Origin of the sequence: Pseudomonas sp. Pse79 (assembly GCF_024519615.1) — a bacterium.
GTDB classification, from domain to species: domain Bacteria; phylum Pseudomonadota; class Gammaproteobacteria; order Pseudomonadales; family Pseudomonadaceae; genus Aquipseudomonas; species Aquipseudomonas veronii.
The window spans coordinates 151,554-171,892 of sequence record NZ_JALJRR010000008.1 but is presented as its reverse complement, the minus strand read 5'-3'; the positions used below and the strand labels follow the sequence as shown (position 1 = coordinate 171,892).

Below are 20,339 nucleotides of genomic sequence, written 5' to 3'. Positions count from 1 at the left end.
TCTTATTGTTAGGTGGCCATGCCCCGATCATATATCGGTGATGAATGTTAATACACGCCGAGAATAGGCTAGGTAAATTATCAACGCTGTTCTAGCATCGATTGCATGACCTAAACAACCTCTCAAAGAAGGGAGCTGCTCATGGATTTCGCCTATTCGCCCAAGGTTCAGGAACTGCGTGAACGCGTCACTGCGTTCATGGACGCTTACGTTTACCCGGCCGAACCGGTGTTCGAACGCCAGGTCAGCGAAGGCGACCGCTGGCAGCCCACCGCGATCATGGAGGAACTCAAAGCCAAGGCGAAAGCCGAAGGCCTGTGGAACCTGTTCCTGCCCGAATCCGAACTGGGCGCTGGCCTGACCAACCTTGAATACGCGCCGCTGGCGGAAATCATGGGCCGTTCGCTGCTGGGCCCGGAGCCGTTCAATTGCTCCGCGCCGGACACCGGCAACATGGAGGTGCTGGTGCGCTACGCCAACGCCGAACAGAAACAGCGCTGGCTCGAACCGCTGTTGCGCGGCGAGATCCGCTCGGCCTTCGCCATGACCGAGCCCGACGTGGCCTCCTCGGACGCGACCAACATGGCCGCCCGCGCCGAGCGCCAGGGCGATGAGTGGGTGATCAACGGCAAAAAATGGTGGACCTCCGGCGCCTGCGACCCGCGTTGCAAGATCCTGATCTTCATGGGCCTGAGCAATCCCGATGCGCCGCGCCACCAGCAGCACTCGATGATCCTGGTGCCGGTGGACGCCCCTGGCGTGAAAATCGTGCGCCCGCTGCCGGTGTTCGGTTACGACGATGCGCCCCACGGCCACGCCGAAGTGCTGTTCGACAACGTGCGCGTGCCGTATGAAAACGTCCTGCTGGGTGAAGGTCGCGGCTTTGAAATTGCCCAGGGGCGTCTTGGCCCGGGCCGCATTCACCACTGCATGCGCTCCATCGGCATGGCCGAGCGTGCGTTGGAACTGATGTGCAAACGCGCCATCAGCCGCACCGCGTTCGGCAAACCGTTGGCGCGCCTGGGCGGCAATATCGACAAGATCGCCGACTCGCGCATGGAAATCGACATGGCACGCCTGCTGACCCTGAAAGCCGCCTACATGATGGACACCGTGGGTAACAAAGTGGCGAAAAGCGAAATCGCCCAGATCAAGGTGGTGGCGCCGAACGTGGCGTTGAAGGTGATCGACCGCGCGATCCAGATCCATGGCGGCGCTGGCGTCTCCAACGACTTCCCGTTGGCCTACATGTACGCCATGCAACGCACCCTGCGCCTGGCCGACGGCCCGGACGAAGTCCACCGTGCGGCGATCGGCAAGTTCGAGATCGGCAAGTATGTGCCTAAAGAGTTGATGCGCGGCGGGCAGTAACACCGCGTCGCCTGCCATCGCGGGCAAGCCCCCTCCCACAGTTGACCGAGTTGTGCATGAGAACGCGGTCTAGTGTGGGAGGGGGCTTGCCCGCGACGAGGCCCGTGCGAACAACACAAAACACAAACCTCAGTACACCCAAACCTCCACCCGCCGATTCTTGATCCGACCCTCATCCGCAGTATTCGCCGCCACCGGCATCTGCGCGCCAAACCCGCGGATATCGCGGAGCACTACGCCGCTCTTGACCAATTCCCGACGCACCGCCATCGCCCGCAGCTTGGACAACAGCGCCGCGCGTTGCGGGTCATTCTTGATATCGCCGAACCCTACCAGCGTCACCTGCTTGTCGAGCTTGCCGTGGCCTTTTATATACGCCACCACGCGCTGCACATCCTGGCGCGCCTTGTTGTCCAGGCTCGCGCTGCCTTCCTCGAAGCGGAAATTCACCGTCAGGCGCTGGGCCTCGCGGGCAATTGCCTGATAGTCCTCGGGCATGGACGGGCGCGGCTCCACGCTTATCGCCTGGACCCGCTGCGCGATAAACCCGTTGGCCGCCACGATCGCCTGGCCCTTGCTGCTCTGGGTGAAGTCCACCAGCGCCTTGGCCCACGGATTGTGCGTGGTCGGCGGTAGGTAAAAGAACAGGCGGCGCGACAGCGGGTAGTCCTCGGTGGCAATCAGGCTGTTCAGCGGCAGCATCGGTTGCGAGTCACCGTCGACGATCGCCACCGCCTTGGCCTGGCGCACATAGGGCAGGCCGATGAAACCGATGCCTTGCGGGTCCTGGCTCACCGCGTCCGACAGTTGCTCGCTGGCCTCGAACCGCTTGGCCGACGCGGCGAGGGGCTTGCCGCGACGGCTCAGGACCAGGTCCTTGAAGGTGTCATAGGTGCCCGACCGATCATCCCGCGCATATAAATGAATCGCCCCGCCGATGCCGCCGAGTGCTTCCCAGGTGCTGATCTCACCGTTGAAGATTTGCGCCAGTTGCTCGGTATTCAGCGTATTCAGCGGGTTGCGCGGGTTGAGGATGATGGCCAGGCCGTCGATGGCGATCACCTGTTCGGCCTCGGGGCTTTTCAGGTCGCCCAGGGGTTCGAGGTCCACCAGTTCGCTGTCTTTGATCGGGCGGGAGGCGGCGGCGAGGTCGGCGCTGGCTTTGTGCAGCGCGGCAAAACCGGTGCTGGAACCATGGGCGTCGACCTCGATGGTCAGCGTCTTGCCCTGGCGGGTCTTGCCGATCACGCGCTGTTCATTGGCGCCTTCGGCGGGGTCAGCGTGGACCCCTTGCAGCCCCTGCTGCTCCATCAACCCCTTGACCAGCGCCGGGCCAAGCGCCGCGCCGATCGTGTTGGAGCCCTGGATGCGCAAGGCGGGGCCCTGATCGGGGATGGGCAGCGGCGCGCTAACGGCACTCAGGGGAAAAAGGGTCAGCAGTAACAGAACGCGCAGGATCATGCCGGCACCGTCTCAGGGCAAAGGGAGTGCCGCGAGATTAAGTCAGTTGGGTTTCAGTAATATGACTGTCACTCAACCGTAAAAATGTGAGAACGGGCTTGCTCCCACATTGTTTAAGCGTGCCGTCCGTGAAGTCAGCTCAATTCCAGCCAGATCGGTGCATGGTCCGAGGGTTTTTCCAGGCCGCGCAGTTCGTAGTCCACCCCAGCATCCTTGACCCTGGGCAGCAAGCCGTTGGACGCCAGGATCACATCGATACGCAGGCCACGCTTGGGTTCATCTTCAAACCCGCGACTGCGGTAGTCGAACCAGCTGAAGCGGTCGGTCACGTTGGGGTTGAGGTGGCGGAAGCTGTCCACCAGGCCCCAGTTCTTCAGGCGGGCCATCCACTCGCGCTCCTCCGGCAGGAAGCTGCACTTGCCGGTTTTCAGCCAGCGCTTGGCATTGTCGGGGCCAATGCCGATGTCGCAGTCTTCCGGGGAAATATTCACATCGCCCATCACCACCAGCGCCTGGTCGTTGCTGAACTGGCTTTCCAGCAACTGTTGCAGGTCTGCGTAGAAGCGCTGCTTGGCCGGGAACTTGGTGGGGTGGTCGCGGCTTTCGCCTTGGGGGAAATAGCCGTTCATGATGGTGATCGGGTTGCCTTGTGCATCGGCGAAGGTGCCCCAGATAAAGCGACGCTGGGCGTCTTCTTCATCGCTGGCAAAGCCTTTGTGTACGCTCAGCGCTTCCTGGCGCGAGAGCAGGGCCACGCCGTAGTGGCCTTTCTGGCCGTGGTAGTACACGTGATACCCCAGGGCCTGCACTTCGGCCAGCGGGAACTGGTCGTCGTGGACCTTGGTTTCCTGCAGGCCGATCACATCGGGTTGATGCTTTTCAATCAGCGCCGCCAACTGATGCGGGCGAGCCCGTAGCCCGTTGATATTGAAAGAGACGATTTTCATGGTCGGCTGTCCAGTCTGGCAAAAGGGCGATGCTAGCCGACAAGTCGGACGGGGGCCAGCGTGGCGGTAGGACGGATGCGCTGCTAATGTCTGGGAACGACTCGCGCTGCGTAAGTTCGTACCCATAAGAACGCCGTCTTTTGAATGGCGCCCAGGGAGATTCACTGTATGTCTGACACTTCAACTGCGATTGCCGAAATCCGCCTGCTCAATAGCGACTATTCCAGCGAAGCGCGCTCCCTGCTGTACCAGGCTTATCGCCATGAGCCGACGTTCGCCTACATCTTCGAAGCTGAGCGGCCGGGGTATGAGCAGCGGGTCCGTGCCACCGTGCGCGAGTTGGTCAAACAGCATTTCTTCCAGAAGCTTCCCGCCATCGGCCTGTTCGTCGACGACCGACTGATCGGCGTTGCGTTGATCGCGCCACCCCAGCGGCGCCTGGGCATCACCGAGAGCTGGGCGTGGCAATTGCGCATGTGGTTGAGCACCGGTGTGCGGGGGACGCGGCGTTACCTGGATTATCACCAGGCGGTGCTGGCGTGCCTGCCCAGCGATTCGGTGCATGTGTTGCCGTTGCTGGGTATTCACCCGCAATTCCAGGGCAAGCACTTCGGTGAGCAACTGCTCGGCGCGGTACACAACTGGTGCGCCGAGGACCCGCATTCGTCCGGTGTGGTGCTCGATACCGGCAACTCACGTTACCTGGAGTTCTACAAGCGTCAGGGTTATGAGGAAATCGGCGAAGTTGCTGTAGGACCGATCCTGGAGCATGTGTTTTTTCATGCCAATCCACAGCCGTTACAGGCTGTAACGACTTGAGTCAGGATTTTCAGATAAATCTGAGTTCAAAGAGTCTCTCCAGCTCGTGTAGCATCCGCGCCTATGAAGTTTCCAGGAAGATTTACCAGCGGCTTGATTCTGCTGTTCACAAGCTGCGGCGCTTTGGCGCAAAGCGAACTGGACGTGCGAGTCAAACCCTCAAACGACGCGTTGAAAGCCAACATCGAAGGCTACATCGGCGGGGTAGGCGATCGCGATGAAGAAGCGTTGCTGCGCTTCAGCCGTGGCGCCGAAGAGCAGGCGCGCAAAGCGGCCCAGGCCTTGGGCTTCTATCAGCCGCAGATCAGCAGTGATGTGCAGGGCGGCAAGAACCCGCGCCTGACCCTGACCATCGAGCCCGGCGAACCGGTGCATTTGCGCGACGTGACCATTCGGGTCGACGGCCCGGCCGCGGCCCTCAAAGCCTTTCGTGTGCCTGCCAGCCGCGACCTTGAATCCGGTGCCGTGCTCAACCACGGCCATTACGAAGACGCCAAGCGTCTGATCCAGAACCAGGCCTCGCGCTACGGCTTTTTCAATGGGCGCTTTACCCGCCAGACCCTGTCGGTCGACCCCAAGGCGGGCGTCGCCGATATTGAACTGGTGTATGACAGCGGCCCGCGCTACACCTTGGGCAAGGTCAATTTTGCCGGCGATACGCCGTTTGATGAAGAACTGTTGCAACGCATGGTGCCGTTCAAAAACGGCGCGCCCTACGATTCCGAACTGATTGCCGAGTTGAACCAGAACCTGCAAGCCAGCGGCTTTTTCGAGGGCGTGCGGGTGGACGCCGCGCCGGCTGCGTCGGCCAACGATGTGATCCCGGTCGCGGTGCAACTGGAAACCCGCAAGCCACGCACCATGGGCCTGGGCCTCGGCTTTTCCACCGACGTCGGCCCGCGCGGCAAAGCCAACTGGACGCGCCACTGGGTTAATCCGCAGGGCCACAGTTACGGCTGGGAAGCCGAATTGTCGGCGCCACGGCAGAACGTCGGCCTGTGGTACGACATCCCGCTCGACCCACCGCTTACCGACAAACTGCGTTTTGCCGGCGGCTACCAGAATGAAGAACTGGCCAACACCGACACCCTGAGTAAATTGCTCACCCTCGGCCCGGAATGGCACAGCAAGTTGCCCAGCGGCTGGACCCGGGTGGTCTCCCTCAAGTGGCAGCGTGAAGAATATCGCCTGGGCGATGACTCGGGCCTGAGCAACCTGTTGATGCCGGGGCTCAGCTATTCCTATTTGCGCAGCGACAACCGCATCGATCCCCACCACGGCTATCGCCTGCAATTCGACACCAAGCTGGCCAAGGAAGGCTTCGGCTCCGACACCAACCTGCTTTACGGCACGGCCATGGTCAAAGGCCTGACCACCGTGTGGGACAAGCACCGCTTCCTCGCGCGGGCGCAGATCGGCGGCAGCGCCACCAACGGCTACAAGTCGGTGCCGCCGTCGCTGCGTTTCTTTGCCGGTGGCGACCAGAGCGTGCGTGGTTACGAGTACCAGACCCTGTCGCCGGAGAACGACCGTGGCGACCGCATCGGTGGCCGCTACATGGTGGCCTTGAGCGCCGAGTATCAATATTCCATCGCCGAAAAATGGCGGATCGCGACCTTTATCGACCAGGGCAACTCCTTCAACACCCTGGAAATGCCAAGCCTGAAAACCGGCGTGGGCGTCGGCCTGCGCTGGGTGTCGCCCGTCGGGCCGATTCGCCTTGACCTGGCCCATGCCCTGGAAGACCCGGGCGGTATCCGTTTGCACTTTTCCATGGGGCCTGAGCTGTGATGCGTGGTTTGAAAATAGCCGGGCTGGCTGCCGTTGCCCTCCTGGCCGTGGTGTTGCTGGCGCTGTGGACCGTACTCGGAACCCAGGCGGGCAGCCGTTGGGCGTTGGGCCAGGTGCCGGGCTTGAGCGTGGACAATTTCCAGGGCCGTTTGGGCGGCCAATGGAGTGCCGAGCATCTGCTGTGGCAGCAGGGCAGTGACCGTGTCGAGCTCAACGCGCCGACGTTCGACTGGTCGCCGGCCTGCCTGCTGCGCCTGACGCTGTGCATTGACCGGTTGGCGGTGGATCAAGTCAGCCTGCAATTTGCGCCGAGCACGGAGCCGAGCAGCGGGCCGATCCAACTGCCGGCGCTGAAGTTGCCGGTTGCGCTCCAGTTGGGCGACGTTCGCGTCGGCAGCCTGCTGTTTAACGGCAGCGAGGAACTCAAGGGTATGCAACTGGCGGCGCATTGGACCGCCGCGGGCCTGCAGATCGATTCCGTGCATCTGCAACGCGATGATCTGGTGCTGGACCTGTCCGGGCTACTCCAACCCAGCGGCGACTGGCCGTTGACCGCCAGCGGCAACCTGAGCCTGCCTTACGCCCCCGGCGGCGCGCCGTGGACGGTGGCGTTCAGGGCCGATGGCGACCTGCTCAAGACCCTCAAGCTCGACGCCGACAGCAGCGGCTACCTGCCGGCCAAGCTCAGCGGCGAGTTGCAGCCGCTGGTGGAAAACCTGCCGGCACAGCTGCACATCACCGCCGACGCCTTCAAACCCAGCGCCGATTTGCCTGACACCCTGCAACTCAATCAACTTGACCTCACCGCCAAAGGCGACCTGGACAGCGGTTACCAATTGCTCGGCAAAGCCGTACTGCCCGCAGAAAAGGGCCCGGTGGACTTACTGCTGCAAGGTAAGGTCGATGCCAAGGGCGCGCAGATCGCCGGCCTGGATCTGAGCGCCGGTGACAAGCAAAGCCTGAAACTCACGGCACAGCTGGACTGGCAGCAGGGCTTCAGCGCCGATGCGAAAATCGATTGGCTGGACTTTCCCTGGCATCGCCTCTACCCCTTGATCGACGAGCCGCAAGTCACCTTGCGTACCTTCAATGGTGAAATTTTCTATAAAGACGGCAACTACCTCGGCAACCTCAAGGCCGACCTCGATGGCCCCGCGGGCAAATTCAATGTGGTCACGCCGTTCAGCGGCGACCTCAAACAAGTGTTCCTGCCCGAGCTGAAACTGACCGCTGGCCAAGGCAAGGCCGAAGGCCACCTCAACCTGCAGTTCGCCGACGGCCTCGCCTGGGACACGGCGCTCGACCTGTCGGCGCTGAACCCGGCGTATTGGGTCGCGGAGTTGCCGGGCACGCTGGCCGGACCGCTGCGCAGCAAAGGCGAGTTCAAGAACCAGCAGCTCAAACTGAGCGCCGACCTCGGCCTCAAGGGCCGTCTGCGCGGGCAGCCCGCCGTATTGGCCGCCAAGGCCGAAGGCGCGGGTGAGCAATGGACCCTGGCCAACCTGGATATCCGCCTGGGCGACAACCGCATCAACGGCAGCGGCAGCCTGCAACAACGCCTGGCCGGGCAGATCGATATCAAACTGACGCGGCTGGCCCAGCTGTGGCCGCAGTTACGCGGGCAGGTCAATGGCCGACTCGATGTGGCCGGTAGCCTCAAAGCGCCTCAAGGCAAACTCGACCTCAAGGGCCAGCAACTGGCGTTTGCCGACAATCGCCTGCAAAGCCTGAGCCTCGACGCCACGCTCGATAACGCCCAGCGCGCGAAGATCGACCTCAAGGGCAGCGGCATCCAAAGCGGCGATACCCAAGTCGGCACCCTGACAGCCAGCGCCCAGGGCGATGTCAGGCAACAGAAGGTCCAGTTGGATCTGGCCGGCCCACTGGTCAAGCTGGCCCTGGCCCTGGATGGCAACCTCGACCAAGGCAACTGGCGCGGACGCCTGGCCAGCGGTGACGTGCAGGCCGGCGGCCAGGACTGGAAGCTGCAGGCCCCGGCGAAAATCGAGCGCCTGGCCGATGGCAGGCTGACCTTCGCCGCCCACTGCTGGGTCGCGGGCCCGGCCAGCCTGTGTGCTGAAGATCAGCGCCTGATGCCTGAACCGAAGCTGCGTTACCACCTCAAGCAATTCCCCATCGATAGCCTGGCGGCCTGGTTGCCCAAGGACTTCGCCTGGCAGGGCACGCTCAACGCCGACGTACAGCTCGACCTGCCGGCCAGCGGCCCCAAAGGCGTGATCGCAGTGGATGCCAGTGGCGGCACGTTGCGCGTCAAGGACAAGCACCAGTGGCTGGATTTCCCCTACGACACGCTGCAATTGGACGCCACCCTCAACCCCAAGCGCATCGACACCCAGCTCAACTTCCAGGGCGGCAAGCTCGGTGAGTTGCGGTTGCAGGCACAGATCAACCCGCTGGCGAAAAACAAGCCGATCACCGGTACTTTCAGCCTCACCGGTCTGGACCTCACCGTGGCGCGGCCGTTTGTGCCGATGGTGGAAAAACTCAACGGCAAGCTCAACGGCAATGGCCGCATCTCCGGTGGCCTGCTGGCGCCGCTGGTCAACGGCAGCATGAACCTGGTGGGCGGCGAGATTTCCGGGGCGGAACTGCCCATCAGCCTCGAAGGCTTGAACGTACAGGCGCTGATTGCCGGCGAAAGCGTGCAACTCGATGGCCGCTGGCACAGCGGCAAGGCCGGGCAGGGCAGCCTCAAGGGCCACATCGACTGGGGCCGCGCCCTGGCGGTCGACCTCAGCCTGCAAGGCGCGCACCTGCCGGTCACCGTCGAACCTTACGCGGTGCTGGAAGTTGCGCCCGACCTGAAGATCAGCCTGAAGAACGACAAGCTCGCGATCGCCGGCAAGGTGCAGATCCCGCGGGGTGACATCACCGTGCGCGAACTGCCGCCGTCGACGGTCAAGGTCTCCGATGACACGGTGATCGTCGGCAGCCAGACCGAAGAGGGCAAGCCGCCGATGGCGATGGCGATGGATATCGACGTGGCGGTGGGTGAAGACCAGCTCAACTTCTCGGGCTTCGGCCTCACCGCCAAGGTGCAGGGGCATGTGCATATCGGCGACAACCTGGACACCCGCGGCGAGCTGTGGCTCAACGACGGCCGCTACCGTGCCTACGGCCAGAAGCTGGATGTGCGCCGTGCGCGTTTGCTGTTCGCCGGGCCGCTCGACCAGCCTTATCTGGATATCGAAGCGATCCGCAAGACCGGCGATGTCGTCGCTGGTATCCGCCTGAGCGGCAGCGCCGAACAGCCCACTACGCAGATCTTCTCCGAGCCGGCCATGAGCCAGGAGCAGGCGCTGTCCTACCTGGTGCTCGGCCGTCCGCTGAGCACCACCGGTGAAGACAACAATATGCTCGCCCAAGCCGCCCTGGGCCTGGGCTTGATGGGCAGTGCCGGCGTGACCTCGGACATTGCCAAGGACCTCGGCATCCAGGATTTCGAGCTCGACACCCAAGGCAGCGGCACCAACACCGCTGTGGTCGCCAGCGGCAAGATCTCGGAGAAGCTCAGCCTGCGTTATGGGGTCGGGGTGTTCGAACCGGCCAGCACCATTGCCTTGCGTTACCTGTTGAGCAAGAAGGTGTACCTGGAAGTGGCCAGTGGGGTGGCCAGTTCGTTGGATATTTTCTACAAGCGCGATTTCTAGCGCCGGACTCGGTAAAAAAGTGGGAGCGGGCGCCTGCGCTCGCATATACCAAGCAAGCTAATCATTTCATTTGACATTAGCTGCCTAAGCAGTAATATCTCGTCACACATTCGCTGCCTAGGCAGTAATAAGGTGACTTCCGATGAAACACTTCACCCCGGACAACTTCCACAACTGCCGCCTCGGGCTGTTGCTGGGCCGTGCGGCGATCCTTAAAGACAAAATCATCGACACCCATATGGAGCCGCACGGCATCACCGCCGCGCAGTTCAAGGTGTTGATCATCATGGCGCAGTTCGGTGTCGACACCCCGGCGGAGCTGTGCCGCCACCTGTCCCTGGACAGCGGTTCGATGACCCGCATGCTCGATCGCCTGGAGCAAAAAGGCCTGCTTGATCGCAAGCGGTCGGCGCTGGACCGTCGCCAAGTGCAACTGGTGTTGACCGACGACGGCCAGCGCCTGGCGGACAGGCTGCCGTACATCGGCGCCGAGGCGTTGAACCAGTTGGCCTGCGCACTGGAGCCGGGTGAATTGCAAACCCTGGAAAAGATCCTCATGAAAATGCTGATAGCTGCCGGTGATCCGATCACCCTGCAGCGGGTAGGTAAAGCATGAACACACGTGCCCTTTGCCTGGTGCTGGCGGCCATGAGCATGGCCGGTTGCGCCAATTTCAGCGGCCTCGACACCCAGGGCCAACGTCTCGACGCGAACACCCTGCAGACCGGTAAGTCGTTGACCGGCGTGACCCTGTCGAGCGCTGCCTGGCCCAGCGCCGACTGGTGGAAAAGCCTCGGCGATCCGCAGCTCGACGGTTTGATCCAGGAAGCCCTGCAAAACAGTCCCGACATGCAAGTGGCCAGCGCCCGTGCCCACCAGGCCGAAGCCGCCGCCTATGCCGCCAACGCCGCACGCCTGCCGACCCTGGACGCCAGCGCCGGTGTGAGCCGTTCGCGCCTGGCCAGGGACAAGGACCCGCTGGGGCAGGGCGATGCCTACTCGACGGTGCGAAACATCGGCGCCAGCTTCAACTACAACTTCGACCTCTGGGGCGGCCAGCGTGCTGCCTGGGAAGCCGCGTTGGGCCAAGCCCGCGCCGCCGAAGTCGACCAGCAGGCCGCGCGCCTGACCCTGGCGGCCGATGTGGCCAAGGCCTATAGCGACCTGGGCCAGGCGCATATCGTGCGGGACCTGGCCAATGACGACCTCAAGCGCACCCGGCAAATGCTCAGCCTGAGCCAGCGCCGTCTGAACTCGGGCATCGACAGCCGGTACCAGTACCAGCAGACCGAAAGCCTGGAAGCCAGCTCCCAGTCGCAACTGATCGATGCGGAAAAACAACTGCAGAGCGCGAAAATCGCCCTGGCGGTATTGCTCGGCAAAGGCCCGGACCGCGGCAACGAACTGGCGCGCCCGGCGGTGCTCAAGCCCAGCGCCGTCGCTGTGCCCTCGGTGCTGCCCGCCGAACTGCTGGGCCGGCGCCCGGACCTGATCGCCGCACGTTGGCGGGTGGAAGCGGCGAGCAAGAACATCGCCGCCGGCAAGGCCAGCTTCTACCCCAACCTCAACCTGAGCGCGAGCGCCGGGGCCGAGTCGTTGCTGGGGGATGCGATGTTCGGTTCGGCCAGCCGCTTCTTCAACATTGCGCCGACGATTTCGCTGCCGATTTTCGATGGCGGCCGCCTGCGCGCCAACCTCGATGCGCGCGATGCCGACTATGACCTGGCCGTGGCCCAGTACAACAAAACCCTGGTGCAAGCCCTCGGCGATATCGGCAACAGCCTTTCACAACTGCGCGAAACCGGTCGGCAAATCCAGGCCCAGCAACACGCCGCCGACATTGCCCAGCAGTCCTACGACACCGCGATGCAGCGTTACAGCTCCGGGATCGGCAACTACCTGGACGTGCTCAGCATCGAGCAGCAATTGCTGCAGGCCCAGCGTCAGCTGGCGACCTTGAACGCCGCGCAAATCGATCTGTCGATCCAATTGATGCAAGCCCTGGGTGGCGGCTACGACGCCGCAAATGTGGCATCGACCACCCCAGCTACACGCACGGAATAATTTGAGGTAACTGACATGGCCACTGCCGAAAGCAACAACGCAACGGGAACGCCCGATAACAACCCGCGCAAACGCAAAGTCATGCTGGTCGGCCTGGTGCTGATCGTCATCCTTGGTGTGGTCGGCGTGTGGGGCTGGTATGAACTCTACGGCCGCTTCAATGAAAGCACCGACGACGCCTATGTGAACGGCAACGTGGTGGAAATCACCCCGCTGGTCACCGGCACCGTGGTCAGCATCGGCGCCGACGATGGCGACCTGGTCCACGAAGGCCAGGTGCTGATCAACTTCGACCCCAACGACGCGGCGGTCGGCCTGCAAAGTGCGCAGGCCAACCTGGCCCGCACCGTGCGCCAGGTGCGGGGCTTGTACAGCAACGTCGACGGGATGAAAGCCCAGGTCAATGCGCAGAAAGCCGACGTGCAAACTGCCGAGGACAACTACAACCGGCGTAAGACCCTGGCGCAGGGCGGGGCGATTTCCCAGGAAGAACTGTCCCACGCCCGCGACAGCCTGACCGCGGCCAAGAATGCCCTGACCAACCTTGAGCAGCAGCTCAAAAGCAGCAACGCCCTGGTCGACGACACGGTGATCTCGTCCCATCCGGACGTGCAAGCCGCCGCCGCGCAACTGCGCCAGGCCTACCTGGCCAATGCGCGCAGCACCCTGATCGCCCCCGTCACCGGCTATGTGGCCAAGCGCACCGTGCAACTGGGTCAGCGCGTGCAGCCGGGGACGGCGTTGATGGCGGTGATCCCGCTGAACCAGCTGTGGATCGACGCCAACTTCAAGGAAACCCAACTGCGCAATATGCGTATCGGCCAACCGGTGGACATCGAAGCGGACATTTACGGCAGTGATGTGAAGTTCAGCGGCACCATCGACAGCCTCGGCGCCGGCACCGGCAGCGCGTTTGCCTTGCTGCCTGCGCAGAACGCCACGGGCAACTGGATCAAGATCGTGCAACGGGTGCCGGTACGCATCCACGTCAATGCCGAAGAACTGACCAAGCACCCGCTGCGGGTGGGCTTGAGCACGGTGGTCAACGTCGACCTGCACGACCAGAGCGGCCCGGTACTGGCGCAACAGGCGCCGCAAAAGGCCTCGTTCACCACCAACGTGTATGACCGCCAGTTGGCCGAAGCCGATGCCATGATCACCCAGTTGATTCATGACAACAGCCTCGCCGCGCCCAAGGCTGTGCAACGCTGATGAGCCAGAACGCGTCCTTCTCGCCACCCAGCTTGGTGATGGCCACGATTGGCCTGTCGCTGGCGACCTTCATGCAGGTGCTCGATACCACGATCGCCAACGTGGCGTTGCCGACCATTTCCGGCAACCTTGGCGTGAGTTCGGAGCAGGGCACCTGGGTGATCACCTCGTTTGCGGTGAGCAACGCCATTGCCCTGCCGCTGACCGGCTGGTTGAGCCGGCGCTTCGGCGAGGTGAAGCTGTTTCTCTGGGCCACCGTGCTGTTTGTGCTGGCCTCGTTTCTCTGCGGTATTTCCACGTCGATGCCCGAGCTGATCGGCTTTCGGGTGTTGCAAGGCCTGGTGGCGGGGCCGTTGTACCCGATGACCCAAACGTTGCTGATCGCGGTCTACCCGCCGGCGAGGCGCGGCATGGCCCTGGCACTGCTGGCGATGGTCACGGTGGTGGCGCCGATTGCCGGTCCCATCCTCGGCGGCTGGATCACCGACAGCTACAGCTGGCCGTGGATCTTCTTCATCAACGTGCCCATCGGCATCTTTGCGGTGATGGTGGTGCGTTCGCAGTTGAAGAAACGCCCGGTGGTCACCAGCTACCAGCCGATGGACTATGTGGGGTTGTTGAGCTTGATCGTCGGGGTCGGCGCGTTGCAGATCATCCTCGACAAGGGCAACGACCTGGACTGGTTCGAATCCAACTTCATCATCGTGGGGGCGGCGATTTCGGTGATTGCCCTGGCGGTGTTCATCATCTGGGAGATGACCGACAAACACCCGGTGGTCAACCTGCGGCTGTTTGCCTACCGCAACTTCCGCATCGGCACCATCGTGCTGGTCCTCGGCTACGCGGGCTTCTTCGGCATCAACCTGATCCTGCCGCAGTGGCTGCAAACCCAGATGGGCTACACCGCGACCTGGGCCGGGCTGGCCGTGGCGCCGATCGGTATTCTGCCGGTGCTGATGTCGCCGTTTGTCGGCAAGTACGCGCACCGATTCGACCTGCGCGTACTGGCGGGCCTGGCGTTCCTGGCGATTGGCTTGAGCTGCTTCATGCGCGCCAGTTTCACCAATGAGGTGGACTTCCAGCACATCGCCCTGGTGCAGTTGTTCATGGGCATCGGCGTGGCGCTGTTCTTCATGCCGACCTTGAGCATCCTGATGTCCGACCTGCCGCCGCACCAGATCGCCGACGGCGCCGGCCTGGCGACGTTCCTGCGGACCCTGGGCGGCAGCTTCGCGGCCTCGCTGACCACCTGGATCTGGATTCGCCGCGCGGACCAGCACCATGCGTACATGAGCGAGAACATGACCACCTACGACGCGGCGACCCGCGATGCGTTGAATGCGTTGGGCGGCGCGGGGCAAAAGGCCTACGCCCAACTCGACCAGATCCTCACCAGCCAGGCATACATGATGTCCACCGTGGATTACTTCACGTTGCTGGGGTGGATGTTCATGGGCTTGATGCTGCTGGTGTGGCTGGCCAAACCGCCGTTTACCGCGAAGGCGGGGCCGGCGGCATCAGGGCACTGATCAACCAGTGCTGAAATGGAATCAAATGTGGGAGGGGGCTTGCCCCCGATAGCGGTGTATCAGTCAACCTATTTGAAGCTGACCCACTGCCATCGGGGGCAAGCCCCCTCCCACAGTTGATCAGGCGCCGGGCAGTGCCAGTTGCGGATTGACGAAGTCAAACGCCGCCAGCTGAAACCCTTGCTCATCCACCTGCAATGCCCAGCCTTGCTTGTCCCAATCCCCCAGCACAATACGCTTGGCCGCCTGCTCGCCGATCTGCAACTTATGAATGGCGGGGCGGTGCGTATGGCCGTGGACCAGGGTACGCACACCGAACTGCTGCATCACCCGCGGCACTTCCTCAGGGGTGACGTCGACAATGTCGTTGGCCTTCATCCGCGTCTGCGCCCGGCTTTCGTTGCGCAGCTTGCGCGCCAGTTTGTGGCGGGTGCGCAAGGGCAGGTGACGCAGGATAAACAGCACAATCGGGTTGCGCAGGATGCGCCGCAGCTTCATATAGCCGACGTCGCGGGTGCAGAGGCTGTCGCCGTGCATCAGCAGCACGGGCTCGCCGGCGAGTTGCACGACGCTCGGGTCCTTGAGCAGCTTGGCGCCTGCGGCTTTGCAGAACGTCTTGCCGATCAGGAAGTCGCGGTTGCCGTGCATGATGAAAATCGCGGTGCCGCTGTCGCTCAGTTCGCGCAGGGCCGCGCAAATCGAGCGCTGGAAAGGGGTGATCCCATCGTCGCCAACCCAGGCTTCAAAGAAGTCCCCGAGGATGTACAACGCCTGGGCGCCACGGGCGCGGCCGTGGAGTAAATCCAGAAACGCCCGGGTAATGTCCGGGCGCTCCTCTTCCAGATGCAAGTCTGAAATCAGCAATATCACTCAATGATCTCGGCTTTCTCGATGATCACGTCGTCTGCTGGCACGTCTTGGTGGCCGGCTTTGCTGGTGGTGGCAACGCCTTTGATCTTGTCGACGACGTCAGTGCCTTCGGTGACTTTACCGAACACCGCGTAGCCCCAGCCCTGCACGTTCTTGCCGCTGTGGTTGAGGAAGGCGTTGTCGGCGACGTTGATGAAGAACTGCGCGGAGGCCGAATGCGGCTCCATGGTACGGGCCATGGCGACGGTGTATTTGTCGTTGGAAAGGCCGTTGTCCGCTTCGTTCTGGATGCTTGGGCGCTTGTCTTTCTTTTCTTTCATGCCAGGCTCGAAACCGCCGCCCTGGACCATGAAGTTGCCGATGACACGGTGGAAAACGGTGTTTTCGTAGTGGCCGGCTTTCACGTATTCAATGAAGTTGGCGACGGTGATCGGCGCTTTCTCGGCGTTCAGCTCGATGACGATGTCACCGTGGTTGGTGGTCAGTTTGACTTGAGTCATGTGTACTACTCTTTTCAGGGAATTCGTGGGTTCGGGCGCTGTGCGCCTGACCTGTTTGGCTAAACGTTGGCCAAGACGCGCAGTTTAGCGTGCCCTGCGGGAATTTCGAGGTGGTTTTTTACCGCCCGGGCAATTAAAGCAGCAGTTTTTGGCCGCACCCTGTCAGGCGGTTGACCGCTTCGGCTATGATAAGCCCTTTGTTTTATCTGGCCTGCCCAAGGCCACGTACTCGTCTGTTCAAGGATAATATGAGCAAGCCCACTGTCGACCCTACCTCGAACGCCAAGGCCGGTCCTGCCGCCACGGTCAATTTCCTGCGCCCGATCATCCAGGCGGACCTGGATTCGGGCAAGCACACGCAGATCGTCACGCGCTTTCCGCCGGAGCCCAACGGCTACCTGCACATCGGTCACGCCAAGTCGATCTGTGTGAACTTCGGTCTGGCCCAGGAGTTCGGTGGCGTCACGCACCTGCGTTTCGACGATACCAACCCGGCCAAGGAAGACCAGGAATACATCGACGCCATCGAAAGCGACATCAAGTGGCTGGGCTTCGAATGGTCCGGTGAAGTGCGCTATGCGTCCAAGTATTTCGACCAGTTGTTCGACTGGGCCATCGTGCTGATCAAGGCCGGCAAGGCCTACGTCGACGACCTCACCCCTGAACAGGCCAAGGAATACCGTGGCACGCTGACCGAGCCGGGCAAGAACAGCCCGTTCCGCGACCGTTCGGTGGAAGAGAACCTGGACTGGTTCGCCCGCATGCGCGCCGGTGAGTTCGCAGACGGAGCCCGTGTACTGCGTGCCAAGATCGACATGGCCTCGCCGAACATGAACCTGCGCGACCCGATCATGTACCGCATCCGCCATGCCCATCACCACCAGACCGGTGACAAGTGGTGCATCTACCCGAACTACGACTTCACCCACGGCCAGTCGGACGCCATCGAAGGCATCACCCACTCCATCTGCACCCTGGAGTTCGAAAGCCACCGTCCGCTGTACGAATGGTTCCTGGAGCACCTGCCGGTTCCGGCACACCCGCGCCAGTACGAATTCAGCCGCCTGAACCTGAACTACACCATCACCAGCAAGCGCAAGCTCAAGCAACTGGTGGATGAACAGCACGTCAACGGCTGGGACGACCCGCGCATGTCGACGCTGTCGGGCTTCCGCCGTCGCGGCTACACGCCCAAGTCCATCCGCAACTTCTGCGAAATGGTCGGCACCAACCGTTCCGACGGCGTGGTCGACTTCGGCATGCTCGAATTCAGCATCCGTGACGACCTCGACCACAGCGCCCCGCGCGCCATGTGCGTGCTGCGCCCGCTGAAAGTCGTGATCACCAACTACCCGGAAGGCCAGGTCGAGAACCTCGAACTGCCACGCCACCCGAAAGAAGACATGGGCGTGCGCGCACTGCCGTTCGCCCGTGAAATCTACATCGACCGTGACGATTTCATGGAAGAGCCGCCAAAAGGCTACAAGCGCCTGGAACCTACCGGCGAAGTGCGCCTGCGCGGCAGCTACGTGATCCGCGCCGACGAAGCGATCAAGGACGCCGCGGGCAACATCGTCGAACTGCGCTGCTCGTATGATCCAGAAACCCTGGGCAAGAACCCTGAAGGCCGCAAGGTCAAGGGCGTGATCCACTGGGTGCCGGCCGCCGCCAGCGTCGAGTGTGAAGTGCGTCTGTACGACCGTCTGTTCCGTTCGCCGAACCCTGAGAAAGCCGAAGACAGCGCGAGCTTCCTCGACAACATCAATCCGAACTCCCTGCAAGTACTCACGGGTTGTCGTGCCGAGCCATCCCTTGGCAATGCACAGCCGGAAGACCGTTTCCAGTTCGAGCGCGAAGGCTACTTCTGCGCGGATATCAAGGACTCGAAACCTGGCCATCCGGTATTCAACCGTACCGTGACCTTGCGTGATTCGTGGGGCCAGTGATTTAAGGAACCGTCGTGCTAACGATCTACAACACGCTCAGCAAGAGCAAAGAAGTCTTCAAGCCGCTGGATGGCAACAAGGTACGCATGTACGTGTGCGGCATGACCGTGTACGACTACTGCCACATCGGCCACGGCCGCAGCATGGTCGCCTTTGACCTGGTGACCCGCTGGTTGCGTTTCAGCGGCTACGACTTGACCTATGTGCGCAACATCACCGACATCGACGACAAGATCATCAACCGCGCCAAGGAAAACGGCGAGCCGTTCGACGTCCTGACCGCGCGCATGATCGCCGCCATGCACGAGGACGAGGCGCGCCTCAACATCCTCAAGCCGGACATGGAACCGCGTGCCACGGACCATATTCCGGGCATGCACGCGATGATCCAGACCTTGATCGACAAGGGCTACGCCTACGCTCCAGGCAATGGCGACGTGTACTACCGCGTCGCCAAGTTCATGGGCTACGGCAAGCTGTCGCGCAAGAAAATCGAAGACCTGCGCATCGGCGCGCGCATCGAAGTCGACGAAGCCAAGCAAGACCCGCTCGACTTCGTGCTGTGGAAAGGCACCAAACCCGGCGAGCCAAGCTGGGAATCGCCTTGGGGCGCCGGGCGTCCGGGCTGGCACATCGAATGCTCGGTGATGTCCACCTGCTGCCTGGGCGAGACCTTCGACATTCATGGCGGCGGCAGCGACCTCGAGTTCCCGCACCACGAAAACGAAATCGCCCAAAGCGAAGCCGCCACCGGCAAGACCTACGCCAACGCCTGGATGCACTGCGGCATGATCCGCATCAATGGCGAGAAGATGTCCAAGTCCTTGAACAACTTCTTCACCATCCGCGACGTGCTGGAAAAGTACCACCCGGAGGTGGTGCGCTACCTGCTGGTGTCCAGCCACTACCGCAGCGCGATCAACTACTCGGAGGACAACCTCAAGGACGCCAAAGGCGCCCTGGAGCGTTTCTACCACGCGTTGAAAGGCCTGCCCTCTGTGGCGCCGGCCGGCGGCGAAGCGTTCGTGGCCCGCTTCACCGAAGTGATGAACGACGACTTCGGCACACCGGAAGCCTGCGCGGTGCTGTTCGAGATGGTGCGCGAGATCAACCGCCTGCGTGAGAGCGATCTCGACGCAGCGGCCGGTCTGGCTGCACGCCTGAAAGAACTGGCCAGCGTGCTGGGCGTGTTGCAGATGGAAGCCGACGACTTCCTGCAAGCCGGCGCCGAAGGGCGTGTGGATGCGGCTGAAGTGGACGCGCTGATCCAGGCGCGCTTGACGGCGCGGGCCAACAAGGACTGGGCGGAGTCCGACCGGATCCGTGACCAACTGACCGCGATGGGTGTGGTGTTGGAAGACGGCAAGGGTGGGACGACGTGGCGCTTGGCTGATCAGGCTTGATCAGTAAACGCTGAATGAAAAACGCCCCGACTGGTTCGGGGCGTTTTTCATTTTGGGTTCAGCGAAACATGCGCGAAGGGCCGGTCTTCGTAACGCTGTCGGAACACGGCTTCGAGCGGTAGCCAACCTGCGACGTTCTGGAAAAAGTCCATTTGCTTTGACGCCCGCCCAATCCTGGCTTTAGATGGTCGACCAGACCAAGCCCATGATGAAACTGACGGTGATTCAAATGGATTGTATTTTCTGCAGCATTGTCCGAAAAACCTCCCCGGCCCATATTTTGTGGGAAGACGAACAGCATATGGCGTTCTTGTCTATTTTCCCCAACACGCCCGGTTTCAGCGTGGTGATCCCCAAGCAGCACTACGGAAGCTACGCCTTCGCCCAGTCGGATGAAGTGTTGGCAGGTCTGGTGGTGGCGGCGAAGAAAACCGCGCAGCAGATCGACCGGGCGTTTCCCGATGTGGCGCGCACGGGGATGATTCTGGAAGGCTACGGGGTGGATCACCTGCATGCGAAGCTGTTTCCCATGCATGGGACGGGGCAGGACAGTGACTTCAAGCCCATCAGTTCCAGGGTCGACAAGTTCTTTGATCGCTACGAGGGGTATATCTCATCCCACGACTTTGTGCGGGCGGATGATGCCGAGTTGGCGGAGTTGGCGGCACACATCCGATCCTTCGCCTAGCCTCGATCCAAATGTGGGAGGGGGCTTGCCCCCGATAGCGGTGTGTCAGCGACAGCTGCATTCACTG

15 protein-coding genes are annotated in these 20,339 nt (G+C 62.2%); 11 read left to right on the top strand and 4 right to left on the bottom strand.

Annotation, left to right across the window (positions count from 1 at the left end):
* Window positions 1-141: 141 nt before the first annotated feature.
* On the top strand, window positions 142-1,371 hold the full coding sequence (locus NR164_RS12915; protein WP_017848107.1) for an acyl-CoA dehydrogenase: 1,230 nt from the start codon (window positions 142-144) through the stop codon (window positions 1,369-1,371).
* Between the two features lie 129 nt (window positions 1,372-1,500).
* Here the strand turns inward: NR164_RS12915 and NR164_RS12910 are convergent, their stop codons facing one another.
* Both NR164_RS12910 and xthA read right to left on the bottom strand, forming a co-directional pair.
* Window positions 1,501-2,832 carry a substrate-binding domain-containing protein gene (locus tag NR164_RS12910; RefSeq protein WP_256822821.1) on the bottom strand — a complete coding sequence of 444 codons (1,332 nt, stop codon included), beginning with the start codon at window positions 2,830-2,832 and terminating at the stop codon, window positions 1,501-1,503.
* A gap of 134 nt (window positions 2,833-2,966) precedes the next feature.
* Complete coding sequence (gene xthA / locus NR164_RS12905) at window positions 2,967-3,779, bottom strand: exodeoxyribonuclease III (RefSeq protein WP_017848105.1); 813 nt, start codon at window positions 3,777-3,779, stop codon at window positions 2,967-2,969.
* A 168-nt stretch (window positions 3,780-3,947) separates the two neighbouring features.
* On the opposite strand from xthA, the gene NR164_RS12900 reads away from it, so the two are divergent.
* The 7 genes from NR164_RS12900 to NR164_RS12870 all read left to right on the top strand — a co-directional run bounded on the left by NR164_RS12900 (window position 3,948) and on the right by NR164_RS12870 (window position 14,865).
* Window positions 3,948-4,598 carry an N-acetyltransferase gene (locus tag NR164_RS12900; RefSeq protein WP_017848104.1) on the top strand — a complete coding sequence of 217 codons (651 nt, stop codon included), beginning with the start codon at window positions 3,948-3,950 and terminating at the stop codon, window positions 4,596-4,598.
* A 63-nt stretch (window positions 4,599-4,661) separates the two neighbouring features.
* Complete coding sequence (locus tag NR164_RS12895) at window positions 4,662-6,389, top strand: autotransporter assembly complex family protein (RefSeq protein ID WP_017848103.1); 1,728 nt, start codon at window positions 4,662-4,664, stop codon at window positions 6,387-6,389.
* A complete protein-coding gene (locus NR164_RS12890; RefSeq protein ID WP_256822820.1) occupies window positions 6,389-10,060 on the top strand; it encodes a translocation/assembly module TamB domain-containing protein in 3,672 nt (1,223 codons plus the stop codon). Before NR164_RS12895 ends, NR164_RS12890 begins: the two co-directional genes overlap by 1 nt.
* A gap of 142 nt (window positions 10,061-10,202) precedes the next feature.
* On the top strand, window positions 10,203-10,676 hold the full coding sequence (locus NR164_RS12885) for a MarR family winged helix-turn-helix transcriptional regulator (RefSeq protein WP_256822819.1): 474 nt from the start codon (window positions 10,203-10,205) through the stop codon (window positions 10,674-10,676).
* On the top strand, window positions 10,673-12,124 hold the full coding sequence (locus tag NR164_RS12880; RefSeq protein WP_046484984.1) for an efflux transporter outer membrane subunit: 1,452 nt from the start codon (window positions 10,673-10,675) through the stop codon (window positions 12,122-12,124). Before NR164_RS12885 ends, NR164_RS12880 begins: the two co-directional genes overlap by 4 nt.
* Before the next feature lie 15 nt (window positions 12,125-12,139).
* Complete coding sequence (locus NR164_RS12875; RefSeq protein ID WP_256822818.1) at window positions 12,140-13,336, top strand: efflux RND transporter periplasmic adaptor subunit; 1,197 nt, start codon at window positions 12,140-12,142, stop codon at window positions 13,334-13,336.
* On the top strand, window positions 13,336-14,865 hold the full coding sequence (locus tag NR164_RS12870; protein WP_256822817.1) for a DHA2 family efflux MFS transporter permease subunit: 1,530 nt from the start codon (window positions 13,336-13,338) through the stop codon (window positions 14,863-14,865). The genes NR164_RS12875 and NR164_RS12870 overlap by 1 nt, the downstream gene beginning before the upstream one ends.
* Window positions 14,866-14,985: 120 nt before the next feature.
* On the opposite strand, the gene lpxH is transcribed toward NR164_RS12870, so the two are convergent.
* A complete protein-coding gene (lpxH, locus tag NR164_RS12865) occupies window positions 14,986-15,735 on the bottom strand; it encodes a UDP-2,3-diacylglucosamine diphosphatase (protein ID WP_046382880.1) in 750 nt (249 codons plus the stop codon).
* Window positions 15,732-16,235 carry a peptidylprolyl isomerase gene (locus NR164_RS12860; RefSeq protein ID WP_017848096.1) on the bottom strand — a complete coding sequence of 168 codons (504 nt, stop codon included), beginning with the start codon at window positions 16,233-16,235 and terminating at the stop codon, window positions 15,732-15,734. Before NR164_RS12860 ends, lpxH begins: the two co-directional genes overlap by 4 nt.
* Before the next feature lie 248 nt (window positions 16,236-16,483).
* Here NR164_RS12860 and NR164_RS12855 point away from each other — a divergent pair, with 248 nt between their 5' ends.
* From NR164_RS12855 to NR164_RS12845, 3 genes are all read left to right on the top strand, one after another.
* Window positions 16,484-18,181 carry a glutamine--tRNA ligase/YqeY domain fusion protein gene (locus tag NR164_RS12855; protein WP_017848095.1) on the top strand — a complete coding sequence of 566 codons (1,698 nt, stop codon included), beginning with the start codon at window positions 16,484-16,486 and terminating at the stop codon, window positions 18,179-18,181.
* Between the two features lie 14 nt (window positions 18,182-18,195).
* A complete protein-coding gene (gene cysS, locus NR164_RS12850; RefSeq protein WP_017848094.1) occupies window positions 18,196-19,584 on the top strand; it encodes a cysteine--tRNA ligase in 1,389 nt (462 codons plus the stop codon).
* A 229-nt stretch (window positions 19,585-19,813) separates the two neighbouring features.
* On the top strand, window positions 19,814-20,272 hold the full coding sequence (locus NR164_RS12845; RefSeq protein WP_026140168.1) for an HIT family protein: 459 nt from the start codon (window positions 19,814-19,816) through the stop codon (window positions 20,270-20,272).
* Window positions 20,273-20,339: the final 67 nt, after the last annotated feature.